This is a genomic window from Paenibacillus sp. JNUCC 35, from assembly GCF_058269095.1.
On record NZ_CM177771.1, the window covers coordinates 1622778 to 1644165 of the forward strand.

General features: G+C 54.2%; 23 protein-coding genes and 1 other annotated feature. Of the genes, 21 read left to right on the forward strand and 2 right to left on the reverse strand.

The genetic code is table 11. The features are described 5' to 3' along the window. The first annotated feature begins 139 nt into the window (after positions 1 to 139). From radC to obgE, 15 genes are all read left to right on the forward strand, one after another. On the forward strand, positions 140 to 829 hold the full coding sequence (gene radC / locus AC2TF6_RS07380) for a RadC family protein (protein ID WP_009672984.1): 690 nt from the start codon (positions 140 to 142) through the stop codon (positions 827 to 829). 149 nt (positions 830 to 978) lie between these two features. Next, on the forward strand, positions 979 to 2010 hold the full coding sequence (locus AC2TF6_RS07385) for a rod shape-determining protein (RefSeq protein WP_009672964.1): 1032 nt from the start codon (positions 979 to 981) through the stop codon (positions 2008 to 2010). A gap of 36 nt (positions 2011 to 2046) precedes the next feature. Further along, on the forward strand, positions 2047 to 2925 hold the full coding sequence (gene mreC / locus AC2TF6_RS07390; protein ID WP_009672970.1) for a rod shape-determining protein MreC: 879 nt from the start codon (positions 2047 to 2049) through the stop codon (positions 2923 to 2925). A 2-nt stretch (positions 2926 to 2927) separates the two neighbouring features. Further along, positions 2928 to 3455, forward strand: a complete 528-nt coding sequence (mreD, locus tag AC2TF6_RS07395) for a rod shape-determining protein MreD (protein WP_491310511.1) — start codon at positions 2928 to 2930, stop codon at positions 3453 to 3455. 78 nt (positions 3456 to 3533) lie between these two features. Then, positions 3534 to 4178 (forward strand): septum site-determining protein MinC, encoded by a 645-nt coding sequence (locus tag AC2TF6_RS07400; protein ID WP_009672973.1) that lies wholly within the window; start codon positions 3534 to 3536, stop codon positions 4176 to 4178. Between the two features lie 63 nt (positions 4179 to 4241). Continuing rightward, positions 4242 to 5036 (forward strand): septum site-determining protein MinD, encoded by a 795-nt coding sequence (gene minD / locus AC2TF6_RS07405; protein WP_009672982.1) that lies wholly within the window; start codon positions 4242 to 4244, stop codon positions 5034 to 5036. A 7-nt stretch (positions 5037 to 5043) separates the two neighbouring features. After that, entirely contained in the window at positions 5044 to 6198 is a 1155-nt protein-coding gene (locus tag AC2TF6_RS07410; RefSeq protein ID WP_491310512.1) for an FtsW/RodA/SpoVE family cell cycle protein, read from the forward strand. Positions 6199 to 6293: 95 nt separating this feature from the next. Further along, entirely contained in the window at positions 6294 to 7229 is a 936-nt protein-coding gene (locus AC2TF6_RS07415; RefSeq protein ID WP_491310513.1) for a peptidoglycan DD-metalloendopeptidase family protein, read from the forward strand. Next, positions 7222 to 8097, forward strand: coding sequence for a site-2 protease family protein (locus AC2TF6_RS07420; protein WP_491310514.1), 876 nt, complete (start codon positions 7222 to 7224; stop codon positions 8095 to 8097). The genes AC2TF6_RS07415 and AC2TF6_RS07420 overlap by 8 nt, the downstream gene beginning before the upstream one ends. 142 nt (positions 8098 to 8239) lie before the next feature. After that, a complete protein-coding gene (locus tag AC2TF6_RS07425) occupies positions 8240 to 9403 on the forward strand; it encodes an Rne/Rng family ribonuclease (RefSeq protein WP_491310515.1) in 1164 nt (387 codons plus the stop codon). 419 nt (positions 9404 to 9822) lie between these two features. Next, positions 9823 to 9916 (forward strand) — a sequence feature (ribosomal protein L21 leader region). Positions 9917 to 9929: 13 nt separating this feature from the next. Beyond that, positions 9930 to 10241, forward strand: a complete 312-nt coding sequence (rplU, locus tag AC2TF6_RS07430) for a 50S ribosomal protein L21 (protein ID WP_009675460.1) — start codon at positions 9930 to 9932, stop codon at positions 10239 to 10241. 11 nt (positions 10242 to 10252) lie between these two features. Beyond that, positions 10253 to 10600 (forward strand): ribosomal-processing cysteine protease Prp, encoded by a 348-nt coding sequence (locus tag AC2TF6_RS07435; RefSeq protein WP_009675459.1) that lies wholly within the window; start codon positions 10253 to 10255, stop codon positions 10598 to 10600. A gap of 4 nt (positions 10601 to 10604) precedes the next feature. Beyond that, positions 10605 to 10916 carry a 50S ribosomal protein L27 gene (gene rpmA / locus AC2TF6_RS07440; RefSeq protein WP_009675465.1) on the forward strand — a complete coding sequence of 104 codons (312 nt, stop codon included), beginning with the start codon at positions 10605 to 10607 and terminating at the stop codon, positions 10914 to 10916. 168 nt (positions 10917 to 11084) lie between these two features. Next, complete coding sequence (locus tag AC2TF6_RS07445; protein WP_491310516.1) at positions 11085 to 11858, forward strand: Spo0B domain-containing protein; 774 nt, start codon at positions 11085 to 11087, stop codon at positions 11856 to 11858. Positions 11859 to 11863: 5 nt separating this feature from the next. Continuing rightward, entirely contained in the window at positions 11864 to 13171 is a 1308-nt protein-coding gene (gene obgE, locus AC2TF6_RS07450; protein WP_491310517.1) for a GTPase ObgE, read from the forward strand. A gap of 84 nt (positions 13172 to 13255) precedes the next feature. On the opposite strand, the gene AC2TF6_RS07455 is transcribed toward obgE, so the two are convergent. Both AC2TF6_RS07455 and AC2TF6_RS07460 read right to left on the reverse strand, forming a co-directional pair. Continuing rightward, entirely contained in the window at positions 13256 to 14626 is a 1371-nt protein-coding gene (locus AC2TF6_RS07455; protein WP_491310518.1) for an aldehyde dehydrogenase, read from the reverse strand. A gap of 29 nt (positions 14627 to 14655) precedes the next feature. Further along, positions 14656 to 15162, reverse strand: a complete 507-nt coding sequence (locus AC2TF6_RS07460) for an NUDIX domain-containing protein (protein WP_491310519.1) — start codon at positions 15160 to 15162, stop codon at positions 14656 to 14658. 381 nt (positions 15163 to 15543) lie between these two features. On the opposite strand from AC2TF6_RS07460, the gene AC2TF6_RS07465 reads away from it, so the two are divergent. From AC2TF6_RS07465 to ilvE, 6 genes are read left to right on the forward strand one after another with little or no spacing between them, the layout of a single operon-like run. Further along, the gene (locus AC2TF6_RS07465) at positions 15544 to 16017 is read left to right on the forward strand and encodes an ACT domain-containing protein (protein WP_009675461.1); all 474 of its coding nucleotides are present in this window, start codon (positions 15544 to 15546) and stop codon (positions 16015 to 16017) included. Positions 16018 to 16071: 54 nt separating this feature from the next. Beyond that, positions 16072 to 17361 carry a homoserine dehydrogenase gene (locus AC2TF6_RS07470; protein WP_491310520.1) on the forward strand — a complete coding sequence of 430 codons (1290 nt, stop codon included), beginning with the start codon at positions 16072 to 16074 and terminating at the stop codon, positions 17359 to 17361. Positions 17362 to 17396: 35 nt separating this feature from the next. Continuing rightward, the gene (thrC, locus tag AC2TF6_RS07475) at positions 17397 to 18467 is read left to right on the forward strand and encodes a threonine synthase (protein ID WP_491310521.1); all 1071 of its coding nucleotides are present in this window, start codon (positions 17397 to 17399) and stop codon (positions 18465 to 18467) included. Then, complete coding sequence (gene thrB / locus AC2TF6_RS07480; protein ID WP_491310522.1) at positions 18467 to 19429, forward strand: homoserine kinase; 963 nt, start codon at positions 18467 to 18469, stop codon at positions 19427 to 19429. The genes thrC and thrB overlap by 1 nt, the downstream gene beginning before the upstream one ends. Positions 19430 to 19431: 2 nt before the next feature. Continuing rightward, a complete protein-coding gene (locus tag AC2TF6_RS07485; protein WP_491310523.1) occupies positions 19432 to 20373 on the forward strand; it encodes a prephenate dehydratase in 942 nt (313 codons plus the stop codon). Between the two features lie 9 nt (positions 20374 to 20382). Next, complete coding sequence (gene ilvE / locus AC2TF6_RS07490) at positions 20383 to 21264, forward strand: branched-chain-amino-acid transaminase (RefSeq protein WP_491310524.1); 882 nt, start codon at positions 20383 to 20385, stop codon at positions 21262 to 21264. Positions 21265 to 21388: the final 124 nt, after the last annotated feature.

The window sequence follows — 21388 nt, forward strand, 5'->3', positions numbered from 1 at the left end:
TGCTCCAGTTGAACCGGGCCGCAGAGTGGCCGAATGAAGACGGCAAAAGCCCGGCAGACGGCGCTTTTCGGACGTTCGACGCCGGTTTTAAAGGAAATGTTGGAAATTGGCCTAAGAACATACCGGAAGAGGGGAATATATGATATCATCAATTGTCACCTTGCGTGAAATTCCGCCGGAAGAGAGACCCCGCGAAAGAATGATGCAGCTCGGGGCTTCATCGCTCAGCAGTGCCGAACTGCTGGCTATCCTGGTTCGTACGGGAACATATTCCGAGTCTGCTTTGGCGCTCGCACAGCGGATTCTTTCCGAAACGGGAGGACTCCGGGGGTTAGTCGAAGCCAGCCGGGAAGAGCTTGTCCGAATCAAGGGGATAGGCGACGCCAAGGCGCTCCAGGTTATGGCCGGAATCGAGTTGGGAAGACGGATTTCCCGGACCCGCACGGAAGAAATCACGACGGTGCGCTCTCCGTTTGATGTTTTCGATCTGCTTAAGGACGAACTGCGCTATTTGCAGAAAGAACACTTTGTTTGTTTGTTCCTCAATACGAAAAACCACATCATCGGACGCGAAACGCTGTCCATCGGAAGTTTGAACGCCTCCATTGTGCATCCGCGCGAAGTTTTCCGCGCCGCGATTCAGCGCAGCAGCGCCTCCATCGTTTGTGTACATAACCACCCCAGCGGGGATCCAACGCCAAGTCCACAGGACATTGAACTTACGCACAGGCTGACAGAAGCCGGTGATATCATAGGGATCGAAGTCCTCGATCATATTGTCATCGGAGATGACCGCTATGTCAGTTTGAAGGAGCATGGTCATATGTAATATAATAAAGATTATGTTCGTGGAAAGACCCCTAATTTCGACAATGACTACGAAAACTATGACGAAACAATAAACCGTCGGTATTTTTCTGCTGCCATTTAAGCAGTTAATCAGAGAGAAGATGGATTTTGGGAAGGAGCCGTTTTATTATGTTCGGAGGTTTTACAAAGGATTTAGGTATCGATTTGGGTACTGCCAATACATTGGTGTATTTGAAGGGCAAAGGAATTATCGTGAGGGAGCCGTCGGTAGTCGCCATCCGTACGGATACGAAAACCATTGAGGCCGTCGGCGATAACGCGAAGAAAATGATTGGACGTACGCCGGGCAACATCCGCGCCATTCGTCCCATGAAAGACGGCGTAATCGCGGATTTCGAAACGACCGCCACGATGATCCGTTATTTCTTACGTCAGGCACAGAAGGATCGTTTCATGTTCCAGCGCCATCCGAATGTCATGGTATGCGTACCGTCCGGCATTACGGCGGTCGAGAAGCGCGCCGTGGAAGACGCGACCAAGCAGGCAGGCGCACGTGACGCTTATACGATCGAAGAGCCGTTCGCGGCCGCAATCGGCGCGGATCTTCCGGTCTGGGAACCGACGGGAAGCATGGTTGTGGACATCGGCGGCGGTACGACCGAAGTGGCCGTTATTTCCCTCGGGGGAATCGTGACGAGCCGTTCCATCCGCATCGCGGGCGATGAGATGGACGAAGCCATCACCCAGTACATCAAACGTACCTATAACCTGATGATCGGCGAGCGCACGGCCGAAACGCTGAAAATGGAAGTGGGCTCCGCCCTGCCGATGGAACAGCCGGAGTTTCTTGAAATCCGCGGCCGCGATCTCGTGACAGGTCTTCCGAAGACGATTTCCGTCACTTCCGACGAAATTACGGAAGCGTTGACCGACACCGTGAACGCCATTATCGATGCGGTTAAAGTGACGCTGGAGAAATGTCCTCCCGAGCTGGCCGCCGACATTATGGACCGCGGGATCGTGTTGACGGGCGGGGGAGCCCTTCTGCGCAATCTCGATAAACTGCTTGCAGGCGAAACCGGGATGCCGGTTATCGTCGCGGACAATCCGCTTGATTGTGTAGCCATCGGGACCGGCCGCGCCCTGGACCACATCCATCTGTTCAAAGGTGCCAAATCCGGCGCCAAATACAGACGCTAGTCTGACACTGTGCCGACGTGAGAAGGTGTTGAATTGTTGAAATTCATGGGGAACAAGAGGCTGATGGTTCTGCTTGTGGGTCTCATTTGTTTTTTCATTCTGATGGGACTTACACTTAGCGGACGGACGAAATTTTACTGGCCGGAAAAATTTCTGAAAGATTCGATCGCCTGGACGCAGAGCGTATTTTACAGACCGGCAGCGGGCGTGGCGGGCTTCTTTGAAGACGTCGGCAAGCTTAAAACCATCTATGACGAGAATCAGATCTTGAAAAAAAGACTGACCGACTACGCACTCGCTACCCAGCAGCTGAACGCGCTTGAAGATGAGAACAAACGGTATAAAGAAGCTCTGGGGTTCACGGAGCGCCAGAAACAAGTGTCCAATTATAAATACCGGATTGCCGACGTGATCGCGGCAAGTCCCGACCCTTATAACGGGACCATCACCGTAAATCTGGGTGAGAAAGACGGCATCAAGCCCAATATGGCCGTTATTAACGTGGACGGTCTTCTCGGCCGGGTGCTCACCGTAACGGAATTCACCTCCAATGTGCAGCTTCTTACGGATTTGAGCGATACCAACAACAAGGCGCCCGCTATTTCCGCAACCGTCAAAGGCAAGGAGTACAAATCCGCCGAAGGCCAAGGTTCTTACGGGATCATTGAGTCGTACGACAAAGAAAAGGGCCTGCTCGTGATGAACAAAATCGATCAGAACGACAAGCTTGCGGTCGGCGACACCGTCATTACCTCCGATATCGGCAAAGTATTCCCGAGCGGTATTCCGGTAGGTACGGTCGTTTCCCGCGAGCCCGGGGATTTCGGGATTACCCAGAAAGCGATGATCAAACCTTTCGCTGACTTCAGACATATCCGGGAAGTCTTTATCATCGAAATACCCGAGGTGAAATAGCCATGGTACGCAACTCGCTCTGGCTCATTCTGTTCTCGCTGCTCATATTGGAAGGATCGCTCATTCATTGGCTGATTCCGGATTCTTGGCAGCAAAGCGTCCGGATTTCTTCCAATTTCATGCTGATCATTATTTTGTATATCGGACTTTATTTAAACCGGCATTCTGCCCTGCTGTATGGCCTCGGTTTCGGGCTGCTTCACGATTTCGTCTATTTCGGACACATACTCGGCGTCTACTCCTTCGGATTCGGATTGGTCGGCTACATAGCGGGGCTTCTTCCCCGCAGGCAGACGAACCTTATTTTCATGACTTTGATGACGATGGGAGTCGGCGTTCTTATTTTCGAGATTATCAAATTCGGAATCAACCGTTTATTTAACATCGTAACGGTGAATTTTCAGTTTGCGTTTACCCATATTATGCTGCCGAGCGTGCTGCTCAACATGCTGTTCGCCCTGGCGGTATACATTCCGATGCGCAAGCTTATGGAAGCCCTCCAAGGCCAAGGATCCAGAGCGGAACATTAATTTTGACCGTTCTTTTTCACCCGGCAGGAAAACCCGGACAGCAGGCCGAATTGTATGGGGTGGGAGGTTGGAACGTTTATGACGACGGCAGGTAAACATCATGTGATTATAAAAGGAGTCAAAGACGGCCTGAACTTTCTTCTCGACGATTCATGCGAGCTTGCGACTGTCCTGGAAGAACTGCGGCACAAGGTGGAGAGCACCCACGACCGCATTCTGACCGGACCTATCGTGCGTGTTCAAGTCAGACTCGGTAAGCGCAGCGTCAGTGACGAGGAGAAGGAAGAAATCCGCGCCATCATCGGACAGAAGGGCAACCTGCTCATTCAGTCCATTGAATCCGATGAACCGGAGCCGCTTGTCGGAACGGCTGCTCCCATTACCATGCTTAAAGGGATGGTCCGGTCGGGACAGACACTTAAACATGAAGGCAATCTGCTGTACATGGGGGATGTCAATCCCGGAGGCACTATACTGTGCACCGGCAGCATCTACATCATGGGTTCCTTGCGGGGAATGGCACATGCGGGTGTGGACGGGGACGAGGCTGCGATCGTTGCGGCATCCCATATGCGTCCCACTCAACTGCGCATTGCCGGCGTAATCAGCCGGCCTCCGGATGAATGGGGATTCCAGGAGGCATTTATGGAATACGCCTATATCAAAGACGGGCGTATGGAAATTGATAAATTGAACGGTCTGCACCGTATGGTGCTTGCTTAATAGCCGGATGGCCTTTTGCAAGCCGGCAGCACGCCATTATCGTAACGCTGAGGAGTGAATACCATGGGAGAGGCAATCGTTATCACTTCCGGAAAAGGCGGCGTCGGCAAAACGACCACGTCGGCCAATGTGGGGACAGCACTCGCTCTGCAGGGCAAGAAAGTATGTATGGTCGATACCGACATCGGACTGCGCAACCTGGATGTGGTTATGGGGCTGGAGAACCGGATCATTTATGACCTGGTTGACGTTGTGGAGGGACGCTGCAGGCTTCCTCAAGCGCTGATCAAGGACAAGAGGTTCGAAGAACTGTATCTGCTCCCGGCCGCACAAACCAAAGACAAGCATGCCGTTTCCCCGGAGAGCGTCAAGGATATCGTGCTGGAATTGAAAAAAGATTTCGATTTCGTCATCATCGACTGCCCTGCCGGAATCGAGCAGGGCTTCCGCAATGCGGTGGCCGGAGCCGACAAAGCGATTGTCGTTACGACCCCCGAGAATGCGGCCGTCCGGGATGCGGATCGGATTATCGGTCTGCTGGAGAACGAGAAAATCCATGCTCCGAAACTGATTATTAACCGTATTCGCCAGAACATGGTCAAAAAAGGCGAAATGCTCGATATCGACGAGATCTGCTCCGTACTGGCCATCGACCTTCTTGGAATCGTGCCGGATGACGAACATGTCATTAAGGCGGCGAATTCCGGAGAACCGACCGTGATGAATCCGACTTCACGGGCAGCCATCGCTTACCGCAATGTCGCACGACGCATACTGGGTGAATCGGTCCCGCTTATGCCGCTTGACGAAAAGCCGGGTATGCTGGCTAAATTGAAAAAGTTTTTTAAATTAGGATGAGTGCGATATGCTTGCCAAATTAAAAAAATTAGATTTGACCATCATTTTTTTGTTGATGGTGTTTATGGCCATTAGTTCTCTGCTTGTTTACAGCGCGGATATTGATGATCCCACGATTTCGGTGAGCTGGAGCAAAATGATCATCAGCTATATGATTGCTTTGATCGCCTTGATGGGAGCCAGTTTTCTGGATTACCGGCTTCTTGTCCGATTTGCTATTTATCCGTATGCGATTAGTGTCATCCTCCTTGTAGTCGTTTTGAAATTCGATCAGAAAATCAACGGAGCAAGCGGTTGGTTTCAGCTGCCGGGCGGGTTCTCGTTTCAGCCCGCGGAGTTAATTAAAGTCGCTCTGATTATTGCTTTAGCGGCGTGGCTTCATAAACGAAGGGGAGAAGATCTCAGGCTTTTACAAGATATAGTTCCTATGGGGCTTATCACGCTTCTTCCTTTCGGTTTGGTTTTTATCCAGCCTGACTTAGGAAACGCCATCATTCTTATCGGAATTTTGATTGGTATGGTCTGGATCGGGAATATCAAGTATTCCCACGCGCTATTTGCTTTCATTGTGTTGGGCGGAGGGTTGTTTGCTTTTTTCTACTTTTATTCGATGTATCCGAAAGAAATCAGCGGTTATCTGGTCGAACACTTTCATTTTAAAGACCACTGGTTTCAAAGGATCAATACATTTTTGGACCCTTCACAAGCAAGCCGGGATGAACGTTACCAGATGGAAAACTCGCTCCGCGCTATCGGTTCGGGCGGGCTAACGGGTGAAGGTTACTTGAACGGAAGCTCTATCCACTCCAACTTTATCCCTTACGCTTATTCGGATTCGATTTTTGTAGTGGTAGGTGAGGAATTCGGCTTCCGGGGAGCTGCCGTTCTCCTGATGCTTTACTTTTTCCTCATCTACAGGATGATTCTGATCGCGATTCAAAGCAAAAACCGAAGCGGCTCTTATCTGGTAGTCGGTGTCGTAGCCATGTATGTGTTCCAGATATTTGAGAATATCGGCATGTTGATAGGCTTGATGCCTCTGACAGGTATCACGCTTCCGTTTATCAGTTACGGCGGAAGTTCCTTGTTAATCAACATGCTCAGTATCGGTATGGTGCTGAGCGTTAAAATCCACGATATTGCCATAGAAGACGATAAATAAACAGGCCCATGAGGCCTGTTTTTTGTATGCTCATATTTCGTACAAGCCGCACATATGCTGTAGTAAACAAGCCCCGCCTCACAGGAGGTTAAGTCATGGAGAACAAGCATAACGTGCGCCAGCGCAGACTGGAAAAAATCAGGAAGCTGCAGGAGAGTCCCCCTGGTAAAGCTCCTCGGCACCGGCAGTCAAGAGAACTTTTGCCCTTCGGGAATCCGGCTTCGGAGGCGGAACCGGCGCCTGACATGCTGCCTTTAGTCCGCCGGGGTCAAGAGTTTGACGACAGATGGAACGACCCCGAATATGTATGGAAGCAAAAAATGCAGCGCGAGCTTCAGCTTCCCGGCGCTTACTATGCCCGGAGACCCGGCGCTATGGATCCGGAAGATGGGGACGGGGGCGGATACCACCCTCGTATTCCTTACCGTATCCGGTTTCTGCGGCAGCTGGTCGCAAGTGCCATGCTGTTCGGTCTTATCTGGGGCATGTTTCAGCTTCAGCATCCCTTGATTGAACGTGGGAAAGGGATTGTCGCGACGGCCCTGCGTGAGCCGCTCGATTTTCAGCAGTTGTCGGCCTGGTATCAGAAAACGTTTGCCGGGGCGCCTTCCTTTATTCCGGCTTTTCATTCGGATGAAGAAAATCCGGCTGTAAAAGCGGATGCCCAGAAACGCTCCTATTTTGTACCTCTAAAGGGAAAAATCCACCAAACCTACACGGCTGACAAGCCTTTCGTAAGCGTGGCGGCCGAACCCCATACCCCCGTGTACGCACTTGATGCGGGACAAGTCACCTTTGCGGGTCCAAAAGACGAGACAGGCTACACGATCATCATCCGCCATCCGGGGGGCCTGCAGTCCGAGTACGGGCAGATCGAGCAGTCCCGCGTCGAGGTCAACGACTGGATCAAAGGGGGCGAAGCGATCGGTCAAGTGTCCAGAGACAGCAAGAGCGACAAAGGGCTTCTCTATTTTGCCGTCCAAAAGGAAAGCCGTTACGTCGATCCGGCGAGTGTGATCCCGTTTGAATAACCGGCTGCAGGTACGTTTCCGCTTTCATCCCCTTTTTACAATGGTGATGCTGCTTTCACTGGCGACCGGACATTTTTTGGAATCGGCCACGTTGTTTGGCATCGTTTTTCTCCATGAGCTCGGCCATTTCGGAGCCGCGGCCGCTTTCGGCTGGAGGGTGCGGGAGGTTCGCCTGCTGCCGTTCGGAGGCGTACTTGTCGTCGACGAGCTGGCATCCGTTCCTCTGCGGGAAGAAATGATCGTCGCGCTGGCGGGACCACTCCAGCATCTCTGGCTGATCGCTCTCGGCTTCCTCTGCCGCTTTCTCGAAGCGGGGGACCCGGAATGGTGGTCCTATTTTATCGAAATCAACGCGGTTATCGCCTTGTTTAATCTGCTGCCGATTTTGCCGCTTGACGGGGGAAAACTGCTGCAGGGGTTGCTCAGCCTGGGCTTGCCTTACCAGCGCACCCTGGTGTGCACAGTCTGGGTGTCTATCGTACTCGGATTGATGATGACCGTTATCGCCATTTGGCCAGCGGGGACGGGACAGATTCACATGAACGTTCTTATCGTCGGCTTGTTTCTTCTCTATCAAAATTGGGTGAGCCGCAGACATCTGCCTTTTTATTTTCTCCGGTTTTTGATGAACCGCGAAGTGAATGCGGAGCGCCTCATGCAGAAGGGAACGCAAGCAAGGCCGATTGCGGTCGCAAGGCAGCGGAAGGTCGGAGAAGTGGTGAAGCTTTTTATGCGTGAAAAATATCATCCCGTCTACGTGATGGGCAGCCGGGGAACGATCGAAGGGATCCTCCCGGAGCAGCAGGTGGTCGATACTTATTTGACGCACCAAAACCGTTCGTGCACGGTTTCCGAATTGCTGCCTTGAAGGGCGGAAACGGATCGGCTGCAGTTTCCTAACCTGTTCACCCCGGTGTGCGGGGTTTCGGTGTCTCGCTCACTTTCCTGCTTTTATTCAGTAAAGTGCGAAACTTCTCTCCTTCATGTACAATAATGATGGGGTGAACGCCATGAAACAACTGATCGTAAGCTGCGAGGCGGCTTCGCTTCAGGCGGCTCTGCTCGAAGATCGCAAGCTCGTGGAATACGAGGCTCAGCATCCTAGCGAGACGCAGCGTGCCGGAAGCATCTACATCGGCCGTGTCGTAAACGTACTGCCTGGCATGCAGGCCGCATTTGTAGATATTGGATTGGATAAGAACGCTTTTTTATACATAGATGACGTGCTGCCTGTCAACATGCAGAAGCAGCCTAAGACGAAACCGCCTATCGGAGAACTTCTTCAGCCGGGCCAGCGTGTGCTTGTTCAGGTCGTCAAAGAACCGGAAGGATCCAAAGGGGCGCGTGTCACGACCCATTATTCCATTCCGGGCCGCTGGCTGGTGTACATGCCCGGGGCGGGGTACACGGCCGTCTCCCGCAAAATCGAAGCGGAAGACGAGAAAGTCCGCCTGAAGCAGGTGGCGGACAGCCTCCGCTGCGGAGAAGAAGGACTCATCCTCCGCACGGTTTCCGAGGGGCGCAGCGATGAGGAACTGCGCCGCGACCTGCTCGATCTCCGCGAGCTGTGGACGGTGATCGAGCAGAGGGCGGAGGCCGGCGCCGCGCCGGCGTGCATCTACCAGGATCTCGAGCTGCTCCCGCGCCTTGCGCGGGATGTGATCACGGAGGACGTGCTCGAGATCTGGGTGGACGACGAAGCCGTCCGCGCGGAGCTGCAGGGGCTGCTGCGGCAGCGCAGCCCGGAGCTTGCGGCGCGCGTCCGCCTGGACGGCGGCGATGTCCCGCTCTTCGAGCGGTTCGGCATCGCCGAAGAGCTTTCCCGCTCGCAGCGGCGCAAAGTGTGGCTGCCGAGCGGAGGCTATCTCGTCATCGACCCGACGGAGGCGCTGACGGTCATTGACGTGAACACGGGAAGGTTCACAGGGACTTCGTCCCTGGAGCAGACCGTGTTCCGCACGAACATGGAAGCGGCCGCCGAGATCCCGCGGCTGCTGCGGCTGCGCAATTTGCGCGGCATCATCATTGTCGATTTCATCGACATGGAGCAATCCGCGCACCGCGACCGCGTGCTGGAGTGCATGGCGGAGGCGGTCAAGAAGGACCGCTCCAAAACGATACTCCTCGGCTGGACGAAGCTTGGCCTGCTGGAAATAACGCGCAAACGCAAATAGGAATCCGCAGCATTGATCCTCTCGTGTACGCGACATATCGGCTGCCGGGCCTGAAGGCTGCACGATGTACAAGCACTCTGTACAAGTATTCTGTACAAGCAAGCAACACCATCTAACGTTAAGTCTTTAGCATGACAACGGCCGTTATCCGGAGCTCTTAAACCGGATTGATCCGGTAATCGGCACGGCATGCGGCACAGGCACGGATAAAAACCGGACAGCGGGAAACTTTCGCTGTCCGGTTTGTTTTACGTACGGCTCAAGCTTCCGGCATCGAACGCAACATTCCAAGACTTTGCCGATCAGAGATATAATCAGTCAGGGAGATAACAAGAGAGCATCGCCGTCCTGAGCTGTTGAATAAAACGTTGCAAAGGATGAACCCTTTTGCTATACTACTATGAGTGCGTTGCTTTAGGCATGCGCTGTAACCGCACGGATCGGGTTTGTGAAGCACGGGCAGAGGCTCTGCCGCTGAACGTCACCTGGATATTGGCGAGTCTGAGACATGAGGAGGTGCAACGAAATGTACGCAATTATTGAAACAGGCGGCAAGCAATACAAAGTACAACAAGGCGATGTTCTTTACATCGAGAAGTTGGAAGCCGGCGCAGGCGATGTGGTCACTTTTGACCGTGTTCTGGTTGTTTCTGGCGACAACGGTCTTCAAGTAGGAGCTCCAGTCGTAGAAGGTGCTAAAGTTTCCGGCAAAGTCGAGAAACAAGGCAAAGGACGCAAAATCATCGTTTACAAGTACAAGGCGAAAAAGAACTACCGTCGTAAGCAAGGTCATCGTCAACCGTACACGAAAGTCGTAATCGAGAAAATCGAAGCTTAAGAGGCCATCAGATGATCCACGTTACGGTTTCAAGACGGTCTGAACAAGACCCGACGATAGAAGCGTACCAAGTCGAAGGCCATGCGGAATTCGACGTTCCCGGCAAAGACCTTGTCTGCGCCGCGGTATCGGCCATTACGGTCGGGACGGTCAATTCGATCGAAGCGCTAACCGGGGTTGTACCGGGTACAGAGATGGAGAAAGGTTGGCTTGACGTTATCCTTCCTCTTGATTCGGAACCGGCACAGATGGCTCAGGTTCAGCTGATCATCGAGTCTATGATCGTGATGCTTCATACTATTGCAAGTTCCTACAGTGACTATATAGCAATTCATACAGCCTATAATGAAGGAGGTTGACACCATGTTGAAATTGGATCTTCAGCTGTTCGCATCCAAGAAGGGTGTAGGTTCCACAAAGAACGGTCGTGACAGCATTGCAAAACGCCTTGGCGTTAAGCGTGCAGACGGTCAAACCGTTACCGCAGGCAGCATTCTCGTGCGTCAGCGCGGAACGAAAATTCACCCGGGCAACAATGTGGGCATCGGTTCCGATGACACACTGTTTGCTAAAGTGGAAGGCGTTGTTAAGTTCGAGCGTTGGGGTCGTGAGCGCAAGAAAGTTAGCGTCTACCCGGTAGAAACCGCTCCAGTAGCGGCTACTGTAGAAGCATAAGTTAAAAATTCATGCATGTACAGCCCTGGCGACGTAATGTTTGCTGGGGCTTTCTTGCTTTTTAGAGGCATCCAACCGGAACCTTCAGCCATTTATGCACGGATGCGTTTTGGGACCGGAAATGGTATAATGTGCTAATGGGAAGTCGGAAACGGAGCGTATGCGTACATGGGGAACAGGTTGTGGATACCGGCAGCCTTGCTGGGTCTGCTCGGTTTGATAATGCTGGCTGCCGCGCCTTTGACGGCAGGACTTCGTCTGGCTGCGGGGGCCGTTACCGCCGCAAGTTTTGCAGCGGTTCTGTACATCCGGCACCGGATGAAGCTTAAGGAAGCGGAAGAAGAGCGTGCGCGGATTCAGCAGCTTGCTCAGCAGGAGATGCTTCTGACGATCAATCATCTTCGGCACGATTGGATGAACGATATCCAGGTGCTTCTTGGATATATTCAATTGAAGAAATACGATCATCTTCACGGGGTGGTTGCCGGTGTGATGGGAAAGCTCCAGCATGAGAGCTTTATGGCCAAGCTGGGCGATCCGGGTCTGATCGTGTTTCTGCTCACCGCGAAAGCGGAAGGCAGGCACATGAAGCTGGAGGTCGAGCTTGACCAGGAGGTCAACATCCGTAAGCTGGCGCTGGACGGCGACGCCGTCTGCAAGTTGATTCCCGAGCTTATCGAAGGTTTCAAACAAGCGTCTGCTGGAGAAAATGAAGAAGGCGGCATACTCAGCATGCAGCTCGTTCCCGAAGAGGATTCGCTGCTGCTCGATTTTGTATATCAGGGACCGTATAACCGGAGCCTTCTGGAAGAGGCTTTGTCGCTCGCATTGGAATCGGGGACAGGCCGTGCCTTGGCTGCGGTTGTGGAACAGAATGACTATCAGGAACAGGAGGCGGCCCTCGCCCTGCGGCTGCCTTACCGGACATCAGTTGAGGTGTGATGCACATGTTTGTAGATAAAGCGAAGATTTATGTAAAAGGCGGCGATGGAGGCGACGGTCTTGTCGCGTTCCGCCGCGAGAAATATGTACCCGAAGGCGGCCCTGGCGGCGGTGACGGAGGCGATGGCGGCGATGTGATCTTCCGCGTAGACGAAGGACTCCGGACGCTGGTCGATTTCCGTTACCAGAAGCATTTCAAAGCCAAACGCGGCGAGAAAGGCCGCAACAAATGCCAGCACGGAGCCAATGCGGACGATATGGTCGTTCGCGTTCCTCCCGGCACGCTTGTCATTGATGACGACACCGGCGAGATTGTTGCCGACCTGACGCGTCATCAGCAGGAAGTGGTCGTTGGGAAGGGCGGACGCGGCGGACGCGGCAATATGCGCTTCGCAACGGCCAAGAATACCGCTCCGGAAATCGCGGAGAACGGCGAGGAAGGCCAGGAACGCTGGGTGGTTCTCGAGCTTAAAGTGATGGCCGACGTGGGCCTCGTCGGATTCCCGAGCGTGGGCAAGTCGACGCTGCTATCCGTCGTGTCGGCGGCGACTCCGAAGATCGGCGCCTACCACTTTACGACGATTACGCCGAACCTGGGCGTCGTCGATCTCGGCGAAGGCCGAAGCTTCGTCATGGCCGATCTGCCGGGTCTTATTGAAGGCGCCAGCCAAGGCGTCGGGCTCGGCCACGAGTTTCTGCGCCATGTGGAGCGGACGCGCATCATCGTGCACGTGGTCGATATGGCAGGCACAGAGGGCCGCGACCCGTATGAGGACTGGAAGAAGATCAATGAGGAAATCAAGCTGTACAACGCCAAGCTGGAAGAACGTCCTCAGGTGGTAGTCGCCAACAAGATGGACATTCCGGAGGCCGAAGAAAACTTGGCCGCATTCCGGAAACAATTGGAGGAAGACGGCAAATCCGCCCAAATCTTCGCCATCTCGGCCGTCACCAAGGAAGGCATTCAGCCCCTCTTGTACCGCGTAGGCGATATGCTGGACGCGATTCCCGACGCTCCGCTTCTTGAAGAAGTGCAGGAAGTCGAAGAACGCAAAGTGTATCGGATGGAGAAAAAGAACGAATATGACAACGATTTCGTTATTCGCCGCGAGAACGATATATTCGTTGTAGAGAGCCCGAGCATCGAGAAACTGATGAAACGGACCAACTTTACCACGGAAGAAGGCGTGCTTCGCTTTGCCCGAATTCTGCGGAATATGGGTATCGATAAAGCGCTTCGTGAACGCGGCGCAGTCGACGGCCAGACGATCCGTCTGAACGATTATGAATTCGAATTTGTAGAAAAATCTTAATGGAAAACCCCCTTGCCGGCAGGCATGGGGGTTTTTGGCGTTGTGCTATTTATTCAAACGTTCAGATCGTTCAGCTTGTTCGGGTTATTTATAAACGCTTCTTAATCTTTTCAAAGCGTTTTTGGCGTTCGGATAGCGGAAAGGCAGGTCGAAGCGGCTCGTCTGCTTCAGCACGCTTTTGCGGTGAGTGAACGCCTCGAAGCTCGCTTTACCGTGATACCCGCCCATCCCGCTGTTCCCGACGCCTCCGAAAGGGAGGTACGGCGTGGCGATATGGAGGATCGTATCGTTGATGCAGCCTCCGCCGAACGAAATCGAGTGGATGATCCTCTGCTGGATTTCTTCGCTTTCGGAGAAAGCGTACAGGGCGAGCGGCTTCGGTCGGGCGTTTACTTCCCGGATCACGTCCTCCAGATTGCGGTAGGTGAGGACCGGAAGAAGCGGACCGAAAATTTCCTCCTGCATAACCGGGTCCTCCCAGCCGACTTCGCCGATAAAAGCGGGCTCGATCTTAAGAGACCGCTCGTCCGTTCTTCCGCCGTATACCAGCTGTCCGGCTTCCATCAGGCTCTTAAGCCGGTTGTAGTGGCTGGCATTAATGATGTTCGGGTACGGACTGCCGTCCGCAAGCGGATCGCCATAGAAGGCGTCTACCACTTCCTTCATCTGCTTCAGCAAATCGTCCTTCACGCTCTCATGGACGTATAAGTAATCCGGAGCGATGCAGGTCTGTCCCGCATTCAGCGTTTTGCCCCACGCGATGCGCTTGGCCGCGTGCTTGATGTTGGCGTCGGCATGCACGATGCAAGGGCTTTTGCCGCCCAGTTCCAGCGTGACAGGAGTCAGATGCTTGGCGGCCGCTTCCATGACGATCCGTCCGACCCCGACGCTTCCCGTGAAAAAAATCGTATCGAACTTCTCCGCGAGCAAGGCATTGCTCGTTTCGACGCCGCCTTCGATAACAGCCACATAGGCTTCGTCGAAGGTCCGACCGAGAAGCCGGGCGAGCAGGGCGGAAGTATGCGGCGCAAGCTCGGAGGGCTTCAGGACCGCGCAGTTTCCTGCGGACATGGCCCCGATCAGGGGCGAGATTGCCAGCTGGAACGGATAGTTCCACGGCGAGATAAGAAGCGCAATGCCGTAAGGCTCCGCATAAATGCGGCTCTGCGATCCGATATGCGTAAGGGGCGTTTTAACCCGCCGCGGCTTGCTCCAGCGCTTGAGATGTTTAAGCACATGGTTGATTTCTTCAAGCAGAATGCCGATTTCCGTAGCGAAGGCTTCAAAGTCGGATTTTCCGAGATCAAGCCTCAGCGCTTCCATAATCGCGTCCTCATGATCCCGGATCATGGCTTTTAACCGGCGCAGCTGTTCCGTGCGGTAGTTCAGCGGTTTGGTCGCACCTGTTGCGAAAAAGTTTCTCTGTTTGTCCAGAAGCGCGTGTATCCGATTCAAGGGGCTTCGTCCTTTCCGAGTCTGCTGACTCAGGTTCTTTCGGGATCTTGGAGCGGGGTCCAGCTCACTTCGGGAATACCGGAGGAGCCGGGAACAGCCGTTCCGATCCATGTATGGGGAGTGTCTCCGTAAGACAAATAATGTTCAAGCGCATAGCGGAAAATAAACGGAAGCTCCCGGTTCAGAATCTCGGTGCGGGGAATCCAGTGCAGATCGCCCTCGGAGGTCCGGATTCGGGGAGATACATCCGTGTGTCCGACATAAATAAACTGCTGCCGGATATCTTGATCTTTTAACCTTATTAGAATGTACTGCAAACGGAGTCCCGAAATTTCGTCCTCGCGTATTCCGGTTTCTTCCTCGATTTCACGCAGGCATGCTGCCCGGGGGCGGGCCATTTCAAAGGTTTCCAGATGGCCGCCTACGGCCGCCCACATACCGGGCGAGAGCGTCCTTTTCATGGATCGTTTCATCATAAGCAGATCGCCTTGGGCGTTGAACAAAAGAGCCGCGGATATTAATCGCAACGTGATCAAAACGTGTCGCCTCCTTGCTGATTTTCAGCTTACCATAGGGGGAGAAGGACAAGCAAACCCCCGCCCGGAAAGCATTTTGACGCGTTCCGTATCTGAGCGGCGCTTTCTTTTTTCAAACGGATGACAGAAAAACCGATAATAAGAGGAGGCCTGAAATTTTTCCGGCTATAACGAAGAACTAACGCAGATCATCTTGCAAAATCAGCGCCTGCGTGCCCGGTCGGATCGAAGCTGCGGCGGGGAAGTTTCTCATTTTGAAACCGGTGAAAGCAGGGCGAAAAGGAAGGATGCCATTTTCCTATTGCCGAAATTTGTAGAGTTGAAGTATAATGTCCTCTATATAAGAACAAACGTCTTTCTGGAAAGGACGGACTTTCTGTGATGGAACCTAAACAGGCCGCCGGTTGGAGCGAGTCCGGCTTTTATCTCGTAAACGAGCAGATTTTGCCCGAAGGCATTCTGAAAACGGTGCAGGCCAAAGAACTGCTGGCCCGGGGAGAAGTAAAAACGATCCACGAGGCGGTTGAGCAGGTAGGATTGAGCCGGAGCGCATTTTATAAGTACAAAGACGGCGTATTTCCCCTGAACAAGCTGGACAAAGAGCGCATTGTCACCATCTCCATGAATTTGGAGCACCGCTCGGGCATTTTGTCCCGGGTGCTGGCGCTTATTGCCGGACAGGAAGGGAATGTGCTGACGATCAATCAGAGCATTCCGCTGCAGGGAATGGCGAACGTGGTCATTTCCGTGGAAACGTCCCTAATGGGCGATAAAGCGAAAGAACTGGTTCAATTGCTGGAATCGCAGGACGGGGTCAAAAAAGCCGCCGTGATCGGACAGGGAAGCTCGATTTAACGTAAAGCTAGAAAACAGAAAAAGAACAGCACGTATACGGGAGGAATTGTGACTATGAAAAAACCTATTAAAATCGGCTTGCTGGGACTCGGAACCGTCGGAACGGGTGTCGTCCGGATTGTGGAAGGCCACCGGGAAGATCTCGAGAAGCAGACGGGCTCCACTATCGTAGTGGAGAAGGTGCTGGTGCAGGATTTGAGCAAACTGCGCTCCGTTACCGTCGACCGGGACAAACTTACCGACCAGCCTTGGGATATTATCCGCAACCCTGAAATCGACGTTGTCGTCGAAGTGATGGGCGGCGTTCAGGACACGAAAGCGTACATTCTGGAAGCGCTGGAGCAAGGAAAGCACATCGTGACCGCGAACAAGGATCTGATGGCCATGCACGGTCCCGAGATTCTTGCCAAAGCCGCCGAAAAAGGCTGCGATGTATTCTATGAAGCAAGCGTGGCCGGGGGAATCCCGATTATTCGTACGCTGGTGGAGGGCTTCTCTTCGGACCGGATTACGAAAATCATGGGGATTGTTAACGGAACGACGAACTATATCCTGACCAAAATGAGCCAGGAAGGCGCCGCCTATGCGGACGTGCTCAAAGAAGCGCAGATACTGGGCTATGCCGAGGCCGATCCGACTTCCGACGTGGAAGGGCTGGACGCCGCCCGTAAAATGACCATTCTCTCTACGCTGGGCTTCCATTCGGAAGTGGCGCTGACCGACGTGAAGGTCAAAGGGATCTCCAAGGTCAGCAAAGAAGACATCCAGTACGGCAAAAAGCTCGGCTACGAAGTGAAGCTTCTCGGCATTGCGGAAAAGCATGACGAGCATATTTCCGTATCGGTCGAGCCGACGATGGTCAAAACGTCGCATCCGCTCGCTTCAGTCAACGGAGTGTTCAATGCCGTGTACGTGTACGGCGAAGCCGTAGGCGAGACGATGTTCTATGGGCCGGGTGCCGGTGAAATGCCGACCGCGACTTCCGTCGTGGCGGATCTCGTGGCTGTCGTACGCAACCTGAACCTGGGTGTAAACGGCCAGCACAGCACGGCGCCTTACTTGGAGAAGAAACTGAAAACGGACGAGCAAATTTCTTCGAAATATTTCGTGCTTCTCCACGTGGAGGACAAAGCGGGCGTTCTTGCGCAAATCACGCAAATTTTCGCCAAGCACGAAGTCAGTCTGGAGTCCGTGTTCCAGCATCCGAACGAGCACAATCCGAAAGCGGAAATCATTATCATTACCCACGACGCCAGCCAGGCCGGCATGAATAAAGTTCTGGCCGAATTCGAAAGCCTGGATGTCATCCAGACGATCCAGAGCGTTTACCGCGTCGAAGGCTAAATTTTATATTTAAAGAAAAGAGGCTGCAGAAGAAAATGAGATATATGGGCTTGCTGCATCAATATAAATCTTACCTCCCGGTTACGGAAAAAACCCCGCTGCTTACCCTGCACGAGGGAAACACTCCGCTTATCCGCGCGGAAAAATTGTCCGAGGAACTGGGGCTCGACCTTTACGTTAAATATGAAGGGCTGAACCCGACGGGTTCGTTCAAAGACCGCGGCATGGTGATGGCCGTGGCCAAAGCGATGGAGGAGGGCAGCTCCACGATCATGTGCGCTTCCACCGGCAATACGTCGGCGGCCGCTGCCGCCTACGCCGCTCGCGGCGGGCTGAACTGCATCGTGCTTATTCCGAACAACAACATCGCGCTCGGTAAGCTGGCGCAGGCCATCATTTACGGGGCGAAAGTGATCGCCATAGAAGGGAATTTCGACCGGGCGCTGGAGATCGTCCGCGAAATTACGGCGAAGCAGCCGATTACGCTCGTCAATTCCGTCAATCCCTACCGGATTGAAGGCCAGAAGACCGCCGCTTTCGAGGTGTGCGATCAGCTCGGAAAAGCGCCGGATTATCTGGCGATTCCGGTCGGCAATGCGGGCAACATCACGGCGTACTGGAAAGGCTTTAAGGAGTATCAGGCGGCAGGCAAATCTTCTTCCCTTCCTAAAATGATCGGATTTGAAGCGGAAGGCGCCATGGCGATCGTCAAGGGAGAGCCGATCCTCAATCCGGAAACCGTGGCGACCGCCATCCGGATCGGAAACCCGGCCAGCTGGGACGGAGCCGTAAACGCGGCCAGCGAATCCGGCGGGCAGATCAACTATGTCACGGATGACGAAATTTTGGCGGCTTACCGCAAGCTTGCTTCGCAGGAAGGCATCTTTGCCGAGCCGGCATCGGCGGCATCCCTTGCTGGCGTCATCAAGCTGAAGCGGGAAGGACACTTCCGGCAAGGACAATCCGTCGTGTGCGTGCTGACCGGCAACGGCCTTAAAGATCCGCACAACGCCATTCAGAGCGTAAAAGCCGAGCCGCTCGTCGTGGAAGATTCGGAAGCGGCCGTGATGGACGCGATCCGGCAGTTGGAGCAGGTGGGCAGCTAATGGCTCCCGCTGCGGTACGCGTCCGCGTTCCGGCCAGCACCGCCAATCTGGGACCGGGCTTCGATGCGCTCGGCATGGCCCTTGATTTGTACGCCCGGATTGAGATGAGTGAAGCGGACCGGACACAGATCGAACTTTTCGGAAGCAACATGCAGGGAATTCCGACGGACAAGACGAACCTGATCTATAAAGTGGCCCGCACCTTGTACGACCACGCGGGTCTGCCCATGCCGGAGCTGAGTATCCGCATGGACAGCGACATTCCGCTCACGCGCGGCCTGGGCAGCAGCGCCTCCGCCATCGTCGGAGCGCTTGCCGCGGCAAATGCGCTGAGCGGAGCGGACCTTCCGCCGGACGAGCTTTTCCAGATCGCCTCCGGTATGGAAAAGCACCCCGACAACGTCGGCGCCTCGCTGTTCGGCGGCATTATCGCGGCCTACTGGGACGGCCATGAGGCGAAGCACGTGCGCATCGAGCCGCACGAGCGCCTGGAGGCGCTGGTCGCCGTGCCGGCGTTCCAGCTCTCCACGGAGCATGCGCGCCGCGTGCTGCCGGATCAGGTGCCGATGAAAGACGCCGTCTTCAACATCGGCCACTCGTCTCTGCTCGTCGCGGCACTTGCCTCCGGCGAGCTGGGCATGATCCGGCACGCGATGAAGGATGCGCTGCATCAGCCGTATCGCGCGGCTCTCGTTCCCGGGATGGAGAAGATTCTCCGGGAAGCGGCCGATCACGGCGCGCTGGGAGCTGCGCTCAGCGGCGCGGGACCTACTCTTATCGCATTCGCCGATAAGAGTGAGGGAAGGCAGGAGGAACTGGAAGCGTTCCTCCGGGAAACGTTCCGCGCCGAAGGAATCGAGGCGGAAACGAGATGGCTGAAGCCATCCCGCGAAGGCGTCCGCGTCTGGAAGCTGGCGGGCGGGGAACCGTCCTTCGAGGAATTTGCGGGAGGAGCGGAATAGCGATGGCGAAGAAGCAACGGATTGCGATGCTGGGACCGGGCACCTTCTCGGAAGAGAGCGTGCACCATTTCCTCGGGAGGGACCGGTACGAATATGTGCCGTTCAAGCTTATCTCCGATGTATTCCTGGCGACCGCTTCGGGAGAAACGGATTACAGCGTCATTCCGATCGAGAATACGATTGAGGGTTCCGTTACCCTGCATATTGATTGGCTCGTCCACGAGGTGGATTTGCCGATGCAGGTGGAATGGGTTTATCCTATAGATATGAACCTGATCGGTCTGCCTGGCAGTGCCCATCGGGCGGCCGATGACAAGAACGGCTTGGCGAGACTGGAGAACGGGGAATTGGCAAGCTCCCCGCCCGTCTCTTGGTCGAGCATTACCAAAGTGCTGTCCCATTCGGTCGCGCTTGCCCAATGCCGCAAGTTTCTGCGTACATACATGCCGCAGGCCGAGATCGAGCAGACGGGTTCCAACGGGGAGAGCGTCCGCCTTGTCAGCGAGCTGGGAGATCCGAACGTGGTGGCGATCGGGACGACAAACGCCGCCGGCATGTACGGAATGGAGCTTCTCGCGTCGAAAATACAGGATAACCCCGACAATTCGACCCGTTTTATTTTGATCGGGCGTGAAAAGCTTGACTTGCCGGTCTCCGGCCATACAAAGACGACCATTCTGGTCACACCGCCCGAGGATTATCCGGGAGCGCTGCACCAGGTGCTGTCGGCCTTCGCCTGGCGCCGGATCAACTTGTCGAGGCTGGAATCCAGGCCGACGAAACGCAAGCTCGGCAAGTACTATTTTTATATCGATGTAGAAGGCTCACTGGAATCGGTTCTCGTCCGCGCCGCATTTGAAGAAATCGAAGCGATTGGCTGCCAGGTGCGGATTATGGGCTGCTACCCGACGTACCAGTACGAAACCCAAACCCCGGAGGTGTAAGAACGAATTATGGCACAGCAGTGGATTTACCTGGATGGAAGCTTCGTTACCAAGGAAGAAGCCAAAGTATCCGTCTACGATCACGGTTTTTTGTACGGGGATGGAATTTTTGAAGGCATCCGCATTTACGGCGGCAACATATTTAAATGCAAGGAGCATCTCGACCGCCTTTACGATTCGGCCAAATCGATTATGCTCAACATTCCATTGAGCCATCAAGAAATGCAGGACGCGCTGGTGGAGACGATCCGCCGCAACGAGCTTCGTGACGGGTACATCCGTCTCGTCGTTTCCCGCGGTCCCGGCGACCTCGGACTCGATCCGCGCCGTTCCCCGAAAGCCAGCGTCATCATTATCGTCGAGCAGCTGTCGATTTATCCGGAAGAAGCTTACATCAACGGTCTCAAAACCGTATCGGTCTCAAGCCGCCGCAACATTCCCGACGCGGTCAATCCGAAAATAAAATCGCTCAACTACTTGAATAACATTCTCGTCAAAATCCAGTCCAACCTGGCCGGCGTAGGCGAAGCGATCATGCTGAATTCGCAGGGATATGTAGCCGAAGGTTCTTCGGATAACATTTTTATCGTCAAAAGAGGCGTCGTATTCACACCGCCTTGCTACATCGGTGCGCTGGAAGGCATCACGCGCGCGGCGATCATCGAGATTTGCGAGCGCAAGGGCTATACCTTGAAGGAAGAGCCGTTTACCCTTCATGACGTGTATGTGGCCGATGAAGTGTTCTTTACGGGCACAGCCGCCGAAGTTATCGCGGTTCGCGAAGTGGACGGCCGTATTATCGGGGAAGGCAAAGCCGGCCCGATTACGACGAAACTTTTGCAGGAATTCCGCAGCATAGTGACTGTCGACGGGGTTAAAGTTTACGAATAGGCCGTCACGTACGGTTCGTTTCATTTCATGACCGGTGCCGACTTTTTATCGGTTGGACCGTTTTTTGCCAAAACGACTCATTAAACTCTCAGAAAACCGTTTCCGGGGAAGGGGCACTTCCTGC